This is a genomic window from Paracoccus binzhouensis (assembly GCF_016446475.1).
In the GTDB taxonomy this organism is placed as follows: domain Bacteria; phylum Pseudomonadota; class Alphaproteobacteria; order Rhodobacterales; family Rhodobacteraceae; genus Paracoccus; species Paracoccus binzhouensis.
This window is the reverse complement of the sequence record NZ_JAEHFP010000118.1, coordinates 1-13,043: the sequence shown is the minus strand read 5'-3', so window position 1 is coordinate 13,043 and position 13,043 is coordinate 1. Positions and strand designations below refer to the sequence as shown.

The window sequence follows — 13,043 nt, the reverse complement described above, 5'->3', positions numbered from 1 at the left end:
ATGGCGCGCGGCCGCGGCGCGCCGGTGGCGTCCAGCTCGGCCCGCAGTTCCTCGAGCAGCAGTTCGCGGTTGCGCCAGGCCCGGACCGGCCCGCAAAGGCCGCCGCGCCGCTGCGCCGCCCAGGCCTTCAGCGACACCGCCGCCCCGGCATAGCCGGCCCAGTAGCCGAAGGCCGCCAGCCGGCGCCCGGCCTCGTCGGTCAGGTATTCCAGGTCGTAGAGGCTGCCGCCGCCCTCGCGGAACCGGCGCAGCAGCGCCTGCCCGGCCGGCTGGCCCTTGAAGGCATGGCCGAACATGATGTGGCGATGGCGCAGCGGCGTTTCGTCCCCGGGCAGTTCCTTGAGGCCGAAGATGATGGCTTCGGGCGGGGCCTCCGGCCAGCTGCCCTCGGGCGCGATCCCGGCGCCGGCCTCGGCATAGCCGGCGATGGGCAGGATGCGATGCGGGCTTTCCTCGACCGTGACGCGGAAGCCGCGGGCGATCAGCTTGCGCACCCCTTCGGGGGTGATGCCGACACGCTGTTCGTTGGCGCGGCTTTCGCTGCGCACCCAGAGATGGACCATGCTCGCCCCTCCTTTCATCTTGCCAGCATCACGGAAACTGCCCCTGCATGGCAAGCGGCGGCCGCCGGGCGCCGCGGAACGGGCCCTGGCCGGCGGCGTCGATGCGGGCCATCGCCTGGGAAATCGGCTCGATGATGACGGCCATGGCATAGGCCGTGGCATGGATCATCCGCCCGGCATCCAGGGCCAGGGCGACATGGCCGGGCCAGAACAGCAGGTCGTTGCGGCGGATCTCGCCCTCGACCACCGGGAAGGCCGCCTCCTGCATGTCGCTGTCGCCGGGGCAGGGCAGGGCGCAGGCGGCCAGCGCCGCCTGGACCAGACCCGAGCAGTCGATGCCGCTGCGGCTGTTGCCACCCCAGAGATAAGGCGTGCCCAGAAGCGTCTCGGCCACGGCGGCGGGGTCCGGTTCGGGCCGGTCGGCGATATGCTGGACCGGCACCCAGCCGCCCTGGGCGAGCCGGGCGAAGCCGTCCTGGGTGGCGGTGACCGACAGCCGTGCACCCAGCGACAGCAGCATCCGCTCGGGCGTCTTCAGGTCCGGTTCGGCATAGGCATGCGTGGCCGGGGCGCTGACGCGATGGGTGATCGGCGTCAGGTCGGGGGCCAGCGCCTCGGTCCGGATCCAGCCGCAATAGCCATCCGCCGCCGCCTGCACGAAGGTCCAGTCGCCCTGTTGGTCGATCACCGTCAGATCGGCGCCGAAATTCAGCTGCCGGTCGCGGGCGCCCTGCGGGGCGCGGCAAAGATCGGCCAGGGCGGCGCCCAGCCGCATCGGCCGGCCCGGCGTATAGGCCGGGCGCACCAAACCACCGCGCAGCGATTCCAGCGCCACCCGCTCGGTGGCCGGGGTCAGGCGGCGATCCGTCGCGACGGTCACGTCAGGATCTCCGGCAGGGCGTGCAGCAGCGCCCGCATGCCCTGGCCCGCGCCGCCCTTGGGCCGGCCGGGCGCAGCGCTGGGTTGCCAGCCGTAGATGTCGAAATGCGCGTAGCTGCGGGCCCGGCCGGTGAAGCGGCGCAGGAACAGCGCCGCGGTGATCGCCCCGGCAAAGCCGCCCGAGGGCGCATTGTCCAGGTCGGCGATGGCGGGCTCGATCATCGTCTCGTAGGGCTCCCAGAAGGGCAGGCGCCAGATCGGATCGGCATGGGCGTGCCCGGCGGCCTGGATGGCGGCGGCGACGGTATCGTCGTCGCAGAAGAACGGCGGCAGGTCCGGCCCCAGCGCCACCCGCGCCGCCCCGGTCAGCGTCGCCATCGAGACCAGCAGCGCGGGTGCCTCCTCGTCGGCCAGCGCCAGCGCATCGGCCAGGACCAGCCGGCCCTCGGCATCGGTATTGTTGACCTCGACCGTCAGGCCCTTGCGGCTGGTCAGGATGTCGCCGGGCCGGAAAGCATTGGCCGATATGGCGTTTTCCACCGCCGGGATCAGCAGCCGCAGGGCAATGCCGCCGGTCAGGCCCAGCCGCGCCAGGGTTTCGGCCAGGCCCAGGACATTCGCCGCGCCGCCCATGTCCTTCTTCATCAGCGCCATCGAGGCGGGCGGCTTGATGTCGAGCCCGCCGGTGTCGAAGCAGACGCCCTTGCCGACCAGGGTCAGGCGCGGGCCGCTGCCGGGAAAGCGGATGTCGATCAGCCGCGGTTCCTGCGCGCCGGCCCGGCCGACGGCATGGATCATCGGCAGGTTCTGCGCCAGCAGCGCCTCGCCGCGGGTGACCTCGATGGCGGCGCCGTGCCGCTGGGCCAGGTCCCGCGCCGCCTGCTCCAGCTCGGCGGGGCCCATGTCCGAGGCCGGGGTGTTGATCAGGTCGCGCGCCAGGTATTCGCCGGCCGCCATGGCGATCAGCCGCGCGCCATCCACGCCCGCGGGGCAGACCAGCCGGGCGCGCGGCGGCTCGAGCGTCTTGTAGCGGTCGAAGCGATAGCGGGCGAAAAGCCAGCCCAGGGCGGCCAAGGCCGGATCCAATCCCTCGGGCGCGTTGGCCAGGCGCCAGTTGCCTTCGGGCAAGCTTTCCGCCGCGCGGGCCAGCAGGAAACGCTCGCGCGCCGGCCGATCCCCGGGTTTCGGGGCCGGGCCAAGGCCGAACAGCGCCCCGGCCAGGCCGCCGTCCTCGCCGGGCAGCAGGCAGAGCTGGCCGGGTTTCGCGGCAAAGCCCTGCGCCCTGGCCCAGTTTGCGGACCGGCCGTCGATTCCGGTCGGGAATTCCGCGCCTGCCCCGCCATTCCTGACCAGCCACAGGGGAAGCGAAGGCGCATCGGGATCGGCGAATTCGGGAATCATCTCTCTGCTCGTGCTCGGTTCCGTTGGCCGCAGCCTAGCGCCCGGACCGTCTGCTGCAAGGGTCGCCGCCATCACGCCCCCTCGACCGGGTCCCAAAGCTCGGTCAGCGAGCGATTGCCGATTCGCTCCAGCCTGGCGGCGGTCGAGCCGAGCGCGGTGCGGTCCCGGCGCTCGGCGCAGGCCCCGACATCGACCGCCACCCCCGCCAGAGAGGCCAGCCCGACCTGCCAGGCCAGGCGCGACAACTGGTCGGCATGCGCGGCCACGGCGCCAAGATCGTCCTGCTGGACGGCCGCGATGGTGCGGCGCAGCGCCAGGGCAAGCTGTTCCAGCGCCGCGCCGACGACCTGCGCCGCCGTCGCCTCGCCCAGTTCGCGGACGATCTGCTCCAGCCGCTGCACGTCGATGTGGACGGTCTCGTCCACGGCCAGAAACGCAATCTTGGTCATGTGCTCTCCCAGTTCGGGGCATCGCGCCATGTTGCGCAAGCTCGCATCAATCCATCAAGAAAAGGTTAGGCGCGCCGTGTGAAACCTCTCGAACTTTATCGGATCAGCGGCTATCAAACGCGCGAACGGTAGATGAGGAAGCAATGAAACAAGCACGTCCATTGCCGCAATACCTGGTCCAGCGTTATCACGGCTGGCGCGCGACGGCTTTCGTCGAGAACCGTGTCTGGTATCGCCGTCTGGCCGAGGACGGCCAGCACCCGCGCGCCATGGTCATCGCCTGCTGCGATTCGCGCGTGCATGTCACCTCGATCTTCGGCGCGGATACCGGCGAGTTCTTCATCCACCGCAACATCGCCAATCTGGTGCCGCCCTATGCCCCGGATGGCGAGCAGCATGGCACCTCGGCCGCGGTGGAATACGCGGTCAACACGCTGAAGGTCGCGCATCTGATCGTCGTGGGGCATACCAGCTGCGGCGGCGTGCAGGGCTGCCATGCCATGTGCTCGGGGCACGCGCCGGAGCTCGAGCAGAAATCCAGCTTTGTCGGGCGCTGGATGGACATCCTGCGGCCGGGATACGAACGGGTGGCGGCGCTGCCCGAGGATCAGCAGATCCGGGCGCTGGAACGGCAGGCGGTCCTGATCTCGTTGGAGAACCTGCTGACCTTCCCCTTCGTGAAGGCGGCGGTCGAGACCGGCAATCTGTCCCTGCATGGCGTGCTGCACGACATCGCCGAAGGCACGCTCGAGCAATACGACAGCCAGGCCGACAGCTTCGCGCCCATCGTCTGACCCGCGGGGCCGCTGATCCGCGGATGCTGCCCGGAAGGGCCGGCGCCGATCCGCCGGATCGGTGCCCGGTTGGCTGGCCCGCGGGTCGAGATGTCGTGCCAGTCCCGCCGGGCCGGCGGCTTCTAGTTCACGATGAACTCGGCATGCAACGCCCCCGCGGCATGGACGGCCTTCAGGATGTCGATCATGTCCCGGGGCCGGATGCCCAGGGCGTTCAGCCCGGCCACGACGTCCGACAACGAGGATTCGCCGGACACTTCCGCAAAGCCGATGCCGGGTTCCTGGGTGATCTCGGCCTGGGTGCGGGGCACCACCACCGTTTCCCCCGGCGCGAAGGGGTTCGGCTGGGAAACCGCCGGCGTTTCCCGGACGCGGAGCGTCAGGTTGCCTTGCGAAACGGCAACCCGCGAGATGCGCACGTCCTCACCCATGACGATGGTTCCGGATTTGTGGTCTATCACCACCCGGGCCGCGGCCTCGGGTTCGACGGTGATGTTCTCGATCCGTCCCATCAACCGCGCAGGATTGACATTGCCAAGGACCGTGGAATCGATGGCAACCGTGCCGGAATCGACCAGTTCGGCCAGACCATGTCCCAATTGACGGTTGATGGCAGCCTCGATGCGGGCAGCGGTAGTGAAATCGGGATTTCTCAGCGCCAGCCGCAGATTGGTCATCTGCGAGAAATCGAAGGCGACCTCGCGTTCCACCCGGGCCCCCGAGGGTATCGTTCCGGTCGTGGGGACGCCCTGGACCACCGAGGCGGCCGCGCCCGAGGCTTCGGCCCCGCCAGCCAGGACGGAGCCCTGGGCCACGGCATAGATTTCTCCGTCCGCGGCGTTCAGCGGCGTCATCACCAGCGTGCCGCCCAGCAGGCTTTTCGCATCGCCGATCGCCGCCACGCTGACGTCGATCTGCGACCCGGCCCGGGCAAAGGGCGGCAGGGTGGCGGTGACGATCACGGCGGCGACGTTCTTGGGGCGAAAGGCTTCCTCGGTCACGTTCACGCCCAGCCGTTCGAGCAGGCCTGCCATGATCTCTTCCGTGAAGGGCGAGTTGCGCAAGCTGTCGCCCGAGCCGCTGAGCCCGACCACAAGCCCGTAGCCGACAAGGTCGTTCCCGCGCACCCCGTCGATATTCGCCAGGTCCTTGATGCGCACGGGTGCCGCGGCGCTGAGCTGGGCAAAGCTCAGCAGGGCCAGAAGGAAGCAGAGTGCCCTCATGATAGGTAATCCGTCAGATTCAGCTTTGAAAGCCGGGCGGTCAGGGCATAGAGGCTTTGAATATTGGCCTCGGTCTCCTCCAGGGCGGTCGCGGTTTCGTAGGGATCGGCATTGATCAGGTTGCCGCGAGCCACCGAAAGAGAGGTCGTTTCCGCCGCGTTCCTGGTCTGCGCCTGTGCGACGACCGCCTGGCGCTGGCCCAGATCGGCGCGCGCCCGGATCAGCCCCACGCTTCCCTTCACCAGACGCGAGCCTGCTTCGGTGAAAAGATCGCGCAAGTTGGCAGCGTCAATGGCCGCGCCGTTATCGGCAGCATAAGCCATGATCGCCATGCCCTTCAGGCTATCGCGAAGCTCTGCCGAATTTGCGGTCAGGCTCATGCTGACGCGCCGATCGGGCGATACGGCAAGTTCGGTGGTTCCCGTATCGTCGCCCTGATAGATCGTATCCACGAAACCGCCGCTGCCTGCGGGGGCGTCGAACCAGGAATCGATGCGCGCGGCGATGTCGCTGGCAGCGGTGGCGCCGCCCACGGCACTGCCGAGCGTTGCCATCATGTCGTCGAAGCTGCCCAGCGGCGCGGTTTGCGTTCGGCTGCCCGAAAACGCATAGCGGCCGGCGATATTCGTGTTCAAGCTGTCGAACATCGAGCGGAAGCTTTGCGCGATATCGCCCAGCTGCGCCCGGAGATCGTTGTCCCCCGAGGCGCTGACCTCGCTCAGCAGCCGCGGCCCCAGGTCGTCGACAGTGGCCTGGATGCTTTCCAGCACCGTCTGCATGCCGTTGAATTGGATCTCGGCCTCGGAGGCGTTCAACTGAAAGCTGTCGAGCATCTTCAGGCGCGCCTCGATATGGGAAATCCTGGACAAGTCCCCGCCAAGCGCTGCGGGGATGTCCGACTGGATGCCGGTCATCATTTCCTGCGTCAGGCGGTCCAGCCTGCTTTTCAGCATGCTTTGGCCGAGCCGGAACTGGAACGAGCGGGACAGGTCACCGATTGAACTGAAAGAAGTCATGTCAACCTCAGGATAGCGTCGAGCATATCGTTGGCGGTCTGGAAGACCTTGGCATTGGCGGAATAGGCCCGTTCCAGGGCGAGCAAGCCTTCCATTTCCTTGTCGGTGTCCACCCCGTCTGCAAGCAGCGCGGTCTGGAGGCTGTCGCGATGCGTATTGTCCTGCAGGGCCGCCGCCTCGGCCTGGACGCGCCTTGTGGCGGCATTCGACGCGAGTTCCGTGGAAAGCGTCTGCAGGCTGCGCGGGGTCTGCGACAGCGTGGTGGAGGATGGCATGCGCGAAGCGGCCAGCGCCGCGCTGAGATTGCCAAGCACGGCGCTGTCCCCGGCATTGCCGGGATCGGTCGCGTTGATCCCGGCGCGGATCCGCCACAGATCCCCGCCGACTGCAGGATCCACCAGGGCCGTGACGGCGATCCGGCCGGCGAAGCCCGTCTCCTGCGCCGGGTCGAAGGCGGCCTGGGCATCGGTGAAGAGGCCCGGCCCCCCCGCATTCAGCGAAGGATCGACATTGGTGGCGGACAGGCGGTCATAGAGATCGCGGGCGAAGGCATCGATCTGCTGCTGATAGGCGGGGGCCAATTCGTCGCGGATAGCGAAGTTGGCGCCGATCGTTCCGTCCGCGAACATGGCCATCTGTCCCTCGGTCAGCGGCTTGCCGTTGAAGGACAGCCGGGCCAGCGCGCCATTGCCGACGGTCATGTCTGCGGTGATGCCGGAGGTGCTGTCAAAGGCGATCCGGGCCGGATCGCTGCCATCAAGGAGGATGGCGCCGCCCGAGGTGAACAGCGCGATGCGGCCGTTCTCGCGCGGGACCTCCTTGACGGGCACGATTTCCGCGATGCCGTCGATGGCGGTCTGGCGGGCGTCGACAAGCGCCAAGACATCCTTGCCTTGCGCCGCTAGGCTGACGATCTGCTTGTTCAGCGTCGCGACCTGGCCAAGCGCGGTATTGAGGCGCGATACGTCCTTGCGGATCGCTTCTTCGGCGCTGGTTCGCTCGGCCTGGATGGCACTCGAGATCTGGTTGAGCTTGTCGGCCAGATCCGTTGCGGAACCGAGCACGTTTGCCAGCCGGACCTCGTTGTCCGGGCGCGCGGCGGCCGAGACAAGGGCCGAATCGAAGGCGGTGAGGATCTGGCCCAAGGAGGAGGCTTCGGTTCCGGTGCCGAAGGTCTTCTCGATGGCCGCGTGAAAGGTCGACAAGGTGGTCGAGGCGCCGACATCTGCCTCGGCCAAGCGGTTGTCGGCAAGCAGTCCGGCATTGATCGCGCGGCTGACGCCGTCGACGCTGACGCCGCCGCCGCGTTCGGCCGTGCGCGGCGAGAGATCGAGCTCTCGTCGCGCGTAACCGGGGGTCTGCGCGTTCGCGATGTTGGAGGAGACGATCTCGGTCCCCCGCGAAGCCGCAGTCAGCCCGGAAATGGCGTTGGAAATGGCGGAGGAAATGCTCATGCGAAGGCTCCGGGTTCATGTGAGGGGGCGATTGGCCCCGGCGATGTCAGCGTTTCAGATTGGCCGTTTCCTGCAGCATCTCATCCACCGTCTGGATGACCTTGGCATTCGAGGTATAGGCGCGCTGGGTCTGGATCAGGTCGGTCAGTTCGGCCGCGACATCGGTGGTCGAGGCTTCGCGGGCATAGCCTGCGATGGCGCCGGTCGGGCCATCACCGGAGTTCCACAGGTAGAACGCCCCGGAGTCCGGCGAGACCTTGTAGGTCTGGTTGTCCATGGCGATCAGGCCGTTCGGATTGGGGACATCCACCACAGGAATCTGGTAGAGTGTACGGGTGAATCCGGTGTCATAGGTGGCCTGCAGATAGCCGTTCTCGTCGATCTCCAGTTCGGTCAGGTTGCCGACCGGAGAGCCGTTCTTAGTGACATTGGCGGGCGAGAAATCGGTGCTGAGCTGCGTGAGGCCCTGGCGGTCGCCGTATCGTCCCAGGTTGATCGCCATCGGGCCATTGGCGCCGGGCACGGTGATGGTGCCGGTGGCCGCGTCATAGGCGCCGCCGGATACGGCGGTGACGCTGGCCAGGGTGCCGCCGCCCGACTGGCTGGCGTCGAAGGTCAGGGTATAGGTGCCGATCAGCGATTCATCGGCTGGCGTGCCCGCATCATCGATGATGGCGGAATTGCGGATCTCCATCGTCCAGCTGTTCGAACGGGTGCCGGTGGTGCCGGAGACATCGGGCGTGAAGGTGATGGTCATTTTCTCGGACCCGCCGAGATTATTGAAATATTCGACCTCCATCTCTCGCGAATCGCCGCTGGCGCCGCCGACGGTGTCGGTTGCCGGCAGGTTGACGCCCAGGTTGATGCGGGTGGTCGGATCCGCGGCCGTCTGGCTGGGATTGATGCGGATCGGCTGCAGGCCGGTGGCGGAATCGCGCGGTTGCGCCGGGATGGTGCCATCCGCATTGGCAGGCCAGCCCATCAGTACCAGGCCCGAACTGGTGCGCAGATAGCCTTCGTCATCGGGGCGGAACGAGCCGGTGCGGGTCATGACCAGGTCGCGCGGCGTCGTCGGCCCGGAAAGCAGGGTCGAGGAGTTCACCACTGGCAGCATGCCTCGGCCGGTGATGGCGATATCCAGCGGCTGCGAGGTGGAGACGAGGTTGCCGCGTTCGTCCACGTCGCGCGAGGTGGTGGCGCGGACCCCGCCCGCTGTGTACAGGCCGCCGCCGCGGCCCTGGTTGATCACCATACTTTCGAAATCGGTGTCCACGCGCTTGTAGCCGTAGGTGCTGGAATTGGCGATGTTGTCCGAGATATTGGCCAGCCGGGTCGAGTTGGCGGCCAGCCCGGACACCCCGGCGCTGAGGGCAGATGAGATAGCTGGGGTAACTGTTTCTGTTCTCGTCGCGTGTGAAGAACTCGCTCTTGGCCATACCGTGAACGGCGATCTGATCGGCTCGTGCCGGTCCACCACCAACCGGAATGGAGAGAGACGATGGACTACTTTGCAGGACTGGATATTTCCCTTGAGATGACGAGCATCTGCATCGTCGATGCAGATGGCACCGTGGTGAAGGAGGCAAAGGTTGCTTCCGAGCCCGACGATCTCGTCGCATTCTTCGACCAATGCGGCATGGCGATGAAGCGGATCGGCCTTGAAGCGGGAGCCCCGTCGCAATGGCTGTATGGCGGAATGGCTGAGGCCGGGCTGCCGGTCGTGTGCATCGAGACGCGACACGCCAAGGCAGCGCTGTCGGCCATGCCGAACAAGACCGACCGCAACGACGCGCGCGGGATCGCCAACATCATGCGCACTGGCTGGTTCCGCGCCGTGCACGTGAAGACGCAAACCGCGCAGGAACTGCGCTTCCTGCTGGTGGCCAGGCAGACGCTGGTGCGCAAGCTGATGGACATCGAGCTGGCGATCCGCGGCATGCTGCGCAGCTTCGGCTTGAAGATGGGCGTCGTTTCCAAACGCAACTTCGAGGCGCGCGTCCTGGAACTGGCTGGCGATCGGGCGATGCTGATGCGCGCCCTCAATCCGATGCTCGCCGCGAGGCGTGCCCTGGCTCTGGAATATGCCAACCTGCAGAAGGTGGCGATGGACTTCGCCCGTGACGACGACGTATGCCGCCGGCTGATGTCGGTTCCAGGTGTCGGTCCGATCGTGGCGCTGACCTATCGAGCGACCATCGACGTGCCGTCGCGGTTCCGGCGTTCCAAATCTGTCGGTGCCCATTTGGGGCTGACGCCGCGCGCCTACCAGTCCGGCGAGGTCGACTGGAACGGGCGAGTGTCCAAGAGCGGCGACGCGATGGCGCGGGCAGCGCTCTACGAGGCCGCGCACATCCTGCTCACCAGGGTGAAGCGTTGGTCTTCGCTGAGGGCATGGGGCATGCGGCTGGCGAAGAACCGGGGTCACAAGCGTGCCGTCACCGCGCTCGCGCGCCGGATGGCGGTGCTGATGCACCGCATCTGGGTCGAGGGCACCACCTTCCTCTGGAAAACGGGTAACGGCCAGGCCATCGCGCCCAGTCCCGTACCCGGCGTCTAAGTTCCCCTGTCGGTCATTCGCATGGATGCCGGCTGACAGAGGCTGAGAGATCCGCTGCGGCGGAGAGATGTCCCCCGAGGGGACGAGGGTTCGGGTGAGTACGTTCAGAATCTTGTCCGCATCGCATTTAGCGACAGCGAAGACGCGAGTTAGCTTGGCCGCCCAACCTTCCGATCCCTGCTTGTGGCGATCCTGATATCGACCACGGAAAGAAGCGTGAGCCGCTCGGGGTGATGTCGATGATCCGCTCATGGCGTGTCCTCCGGCTTGATGCCTCGGACCCACGGAAGACCGATAGACTGGGATTGATCTGCTGCAGCTTGTTGCGAACGCCCACGATCACTGGCAAGTTGATCGCAGGTGGCACTGGGCGCGTTCTTCACACCCACAGAAACAGTTAAAGAAGACTCGGAAATTTTCCAGGATGGACCATGATCAGGATGACCAGAGTCGCCCCGCTTTTCCTGAGCGCCAGCGTGATCGCCATGGCGGCGCCAGGCGCCTTCGCGCAAGAGCAGGACATGCAAACCGAACCCAGCCGCGACACCTTCGTCGGCGCGATCGTCCTTGATCCCGTGACGATCGAGGGCTTCCAGAACCCCAACGCGCCGCTCGAGGGCACGGTGGCGCGCTCCTCGGCCACCACCAAGACCGGCCGGCCGATCCTGGAGACGCAATCCTCGGTCTCGGTCGTGCCGCGGGCGCAGATCGAGGAACAGGGGGCGACGAACCTGTCCGAGGCGCTGAGCTATTCGGCCGGCATCGTCACCGAGAACTATGGCGGCGATCCGCGCTTCGACAGCCTGTATCTGCGCGGCTTCAACCTGGAAAACGACAAGTTCCTGGACGGGCTGCGGCTGATGCGCTCGACCCAGTTCCCGACCAGCGCCCCGTCCTTCGAGCTTTACGGGCTGGAACGGGTCGAGGTGCTGCGCGGCCCGGCCTCGGTGCTTTACGGGGCGGGAACGCCCGCCGGCCTGGTCAACATGGTGCAAAAGCGCGCCCAGGCCGATGGCGATTTCACCGAGTTGGGCTTCAGCGCCGACAGCAAGGGCTCGGCCGCGGTCCATGGCGATGCGAACCGGGTCGTGGACGACCGCTTCGCCTATCGCGTCACCGCCAAGGCCGGCAACAGCAAGACCGATGTCGAGGAGATCGACAACCGGCGCGGCTATCTGGGCCTGTCGGCCAGCTACGCGCTGAGCGACGCGACCGAGCTGGAATTCATGGCTAGCTATCACGACGATGCGCCGATCTCGCCCACCGGGGTGCCGAACGAACTGGTCGGCCTGGTCGATGCCGAGGATCTGCGCGAGTTCTATTTCGGCGACGATTCGGTCAATTTCAGCGACCGCAAGATGGCCACGTTCAGCTTCGGGCTGACGCATGATTTCGGCAATGGCTGGCGGCTGAACAACACTTTCCACTATACCGATTTCGACTGGGATTACGACAGCATCTACCTGAACCCGCTGCTCGGCGACACCCTGGTCGGGCGCGGTGCCATCACCCAGCGGGAAAGCTTCCGCGCCATCGCCACCGACCTGCGGCTGGCGGGCAGCGCCACGACCGGGGCGGTGACGCATGAGCTGACCTTCGGCCTTGACGCGCAGAAGCTGCGCGAACGCGCCTATACCGGCTTTTCCACCATCGCGCCCATCGACTATGCCGCGCCCGCCTATGGCGGCGTGACGGTGCCGGCGCCGTGGTACACGGCGGACAAGTCGGTCGATGCCACCCAGGTCGGCCTTTATGCGCTTGACGAGATCGAATACGGCAACTGGCGCGCCACGGCGGGGCTGCGCTACGAATGGACCCGGCAAAGCGGTCAGAGCGTCACGAATTTCGGCACCACCGATTACGCCCGCGACGATCAGCAGCTGACCGGGCACCTGGGCCTGGGCTATCTGTGGGACAACGGAATGTCGGTCTATGCGTCCTATTCGACCTCATACCTGCCGCAGCCGGGCTTCGACATCGACAACGAGCCGCTGGAGCCCACCCATGGCAGGCAGTTCGAGCTGGGCGCCAAATACGAGCCCGCCGGGTTCGACGGGCTGCTCACCGCGGCGCTGTATGAGCTGCGCGAGACCGACCGCAACACCTCGGTCACCGAGGAGGTCGAGGGCGGCACCATCACCGGCACCCGCCAGATCGGCGAGGCGCGCATTCGCGGGCTGGAGCTGGAAGGCGTGGCCGAGTTCGCCGAGGGCTGGTCGGTGAAGGGCGCCTATACCTATGCCTCGACCGAGATCTCGGGCGACAACGACGGCAACGAGCTGGCCAATACCCCGCGCCACGCCGCCAGCCTGTGGCTGTCGCGTGAATTCCGCTCCGGCCCGATGCAGGGGCTGCAACTGGGCGGCGGCATCCGCTATATCGGCTCTCGCTGGGCTTCGGACGCGAACAGCCAGCGGCTCGAGGCGGTGACGCTGGTGGATCTGGGCGCCAGCTATGAATGGGAGAACGGCGTGATCGCCCGGCTGAACGTCAACAACCTGACGGACGAGGCCTATATCTCGGCCGTGGGGCTGAATTCCAGCTATTACGGCGACGGCCGCACCGTGCAGGCCAGCCTGAGCCGTCGATGGTGACAGCCGCCTGCGGGTTCAGCCGACGCGCCTTTCTGGCCGCCGCCTGCGCGGCGGCCGGTGCGGTGACCGGCGGGGTGCGGCCGGCCTGCGCGGCCGGCGGGCTGCGGCTGGCG

General features: G+C 67.1%; 10 protein-coding genes and 1 pseudogene. 3 read left to right on the top strand and 8 right to left on the bottom strand.

What is annotated here, in order from left to right; genetic code table 11:
- The 4 genes and pseudogenes from I9P22_RS19960 to I9P22_RS19945 form a co-directional block, all read right to left on the bottom strand.
- Positions 1 to 563: pseudogene (locus tag I9P22_RS19960) on the bottom strand (saccharopine dehydrogenase); the annotation flags it as partial.
- Positions 564 to 591: 28 nt separating this feature from the next.
- Positions 592 to 1,443 carry a C40 family peptidase gene (locus tag I9P22_RS19955; protein WP_332909048.1) on the bottom strand — a complete coding sequence of 284 codons (852 nt, stop codon included), beginning with the start codon at positions 1,441 to 1,443 and terminating at the stop codon, positions 592 to 594.
- Complete coding sequence (locus I9P22_RS19950) at positions 1,440 to 2,843, bottom strand: leucyl aminopeptidase family protein (RefSeq protein ID WP_199261416.1); 1,404 nt, start codon at positions 2,841 to 2,843, stop codon at positions 1,440 to 1,442. Before I9P22_RS19950 ends, I9P22_RS19955 begins: the two co-directional genes overlap by 4 nt.
- Before the next feature lie 71 nt (positions 2,844 to 2,914).
- Complete coding sequence (locus I9P22_RS19945; RefSeq protein ID WP_199261414.1) at positions 2,915 to 3,292, bottom strand: hypothetical protein; 378 nt, start codon at positions 3,290 to 3,292, stop codon at positions 2,915 to 2,917.
- A 143-nt stretch (positions 3,293 to 3,435) separates the two neighbouring features.
- On the opposite strand from I9P22_RS19945, the gene I9P22_RS19940 reads away from it, so the two are divergent.
- Positions 3,436 to 4,086, top strand: a complete 651-nt coding sequence (locus tag I9P22_RS19940; protein ID WP_199261412.1) for a carbonic anhydrase — start codon at positions 3,436 to 3,438, stop codon at positions 4,084 to 4,086.
- 122 nt (positions 4,087 to 4,208) lie between these two features.
- Here the strand turns inward: I9P22_RS19940 and I9P22_RS19935 are convergent, their stop codons facing one another.
- From I9P22_RS19935 to I9P22_RS19920, 4 genes are read right to left on the bottom strand one after another with little or no spacing between them, the layout of a single operon-like run.
- Complete coding sequence (locus tag I9P22_RS19935) at positions 4,209 to 5,309, bottom strand: flagellar basal body P-ring protein FlgI (RefSeq protein WP_199261410.1); 1,101 nt, start codon at positions 5,307 to 5,309, stop codon at positions 4,209 to 4,211.
- A complete protein-coding gene (locus tag I9P22_RS19930) occupies positions 5,306 to 6,325 on the bottom strand; it encodes a flagellin (protein WP_199261408.1) in 1,020 nt (339 codons plus the stop codon). Before I9P22_RS19930 ends, I9P22_RS19935 begins: the two co-directional genes overlap by 4 nt.
- Positions 6,322 to 7,779 carry a flagellar hook-associated protein FlgK gene (flgK, locus tag I9P22_RS19925; protein ID WP_199261406.1) on the bottom strand — a complete coding sequence of 486 codons (1,458 nt, stop codon included), beginning with the start codon at positions 7,777 to 7,779 and terminating at the stop codon, positions 6,322 to 6,324. The genes I9P22_RS19930 and flgK overlap by 4 nt, the downstream gene beginning before the upstream one ends.
- 46 nt (positions 7,780 to 7,825) lie before the next feature.
- Positions 7,826 to 9,160, bottom strand: coding sequence for a flagellar hook protein FlgE (locus I9P22_RS19920; RefSeq protein WP_199261418.1), 1,335 nt, complete (start codon positions 9,158 to 9,160; stop codon positions 7,826 to 7,828).
- A 117-nt stretch (positions 9,161 to 9,277) separates the two neighbouring features.
- Between I9P22_RS19920 and I9P22_RS19915 the strand changes: the two genes are divergently transcribed.
- Both I9P22_RS19915 and I9P22_RS19910 read left to right on the top strand, forming a co-directional pair.
- A complete protein-coding gene (locus I9P22_RS19915) occupies positions 9,278 to 10,336 on the top strand; it encodes an IS110 family RNA-guided transposase (protein ID WP_199261404.1) in 1,059 nt (352 codons plus the stop codon).
- Between the two features lie 431 nt (positions 10,337 to 10,767).
- Entirely contained in the window at positions 10,768 to 12,930 is a 2,163-nt protein-coding gene (locus I9P22_RS19910; RefSeq protein ID WP_199261402.1) for a TonB-dependent receptor, read from the top strand.
- The last annotated feature ends 113 nt before the right edge of the window (positions 12,931 to 13,043 follow it).

Coding starts and splice junctions, on each gene's coding strand:
- I9P22_RS19915 (WP_199261404.1), top strand. CDS start 9,278: ATGGACTACTTTGCAGGACTGGATATTTCCCTTGAGATGACGAGCATC.
- I9P22_RS19930 (WP_199261408.1), bottom strand. CDS start 6,325: ATGACTTCTTTCAGTTCAATCGGTGACCTGTCCCGCTCGTTCCAGTTC.
- I9P22_RS19910 (WP_199261402.1), top strand. CDS start 10,768: ATGATCAGGATGACCAGAGTCGCCCCGCTTTTCCTGAGCGCCAGCGTG.
- flgK (WP_199261406.1), bottom strand. CDS start 7,779: ATGAGCATTTCCTCCGCCATTTCCAACGCCATTTCCGGGCTGACTGCG.
- I9P22_RS19950 (WP_199261416.1), bottom strand. CDS start 2,843: ATGATTCCCGAATTCGCCGATCCCGATGCGCCTTCGCTTCCCCTGTGG.
- I9P22_RS19940 (WP_199261412.1), top strand. CDS start 3,436: ATGAAACAAGCACGTCCATTGCCGCAATACCTGGTCCAGCGTTATCAC.
- I9P22_RS19945 (WP_199261414.1), bottom strand. CDS start 3,292: ATGACCAAGATTGCGTTTCTGGCCGTGGACGAGACCGTCCACATCGAC.
- I9P22_RS19935 (WP_199261410.1), bottom strand. CDS start 5,309: ATGAGGGCACTCTGCTTCCTTCTGGCCCTGCTGAGCTTTGCCCAGCTC.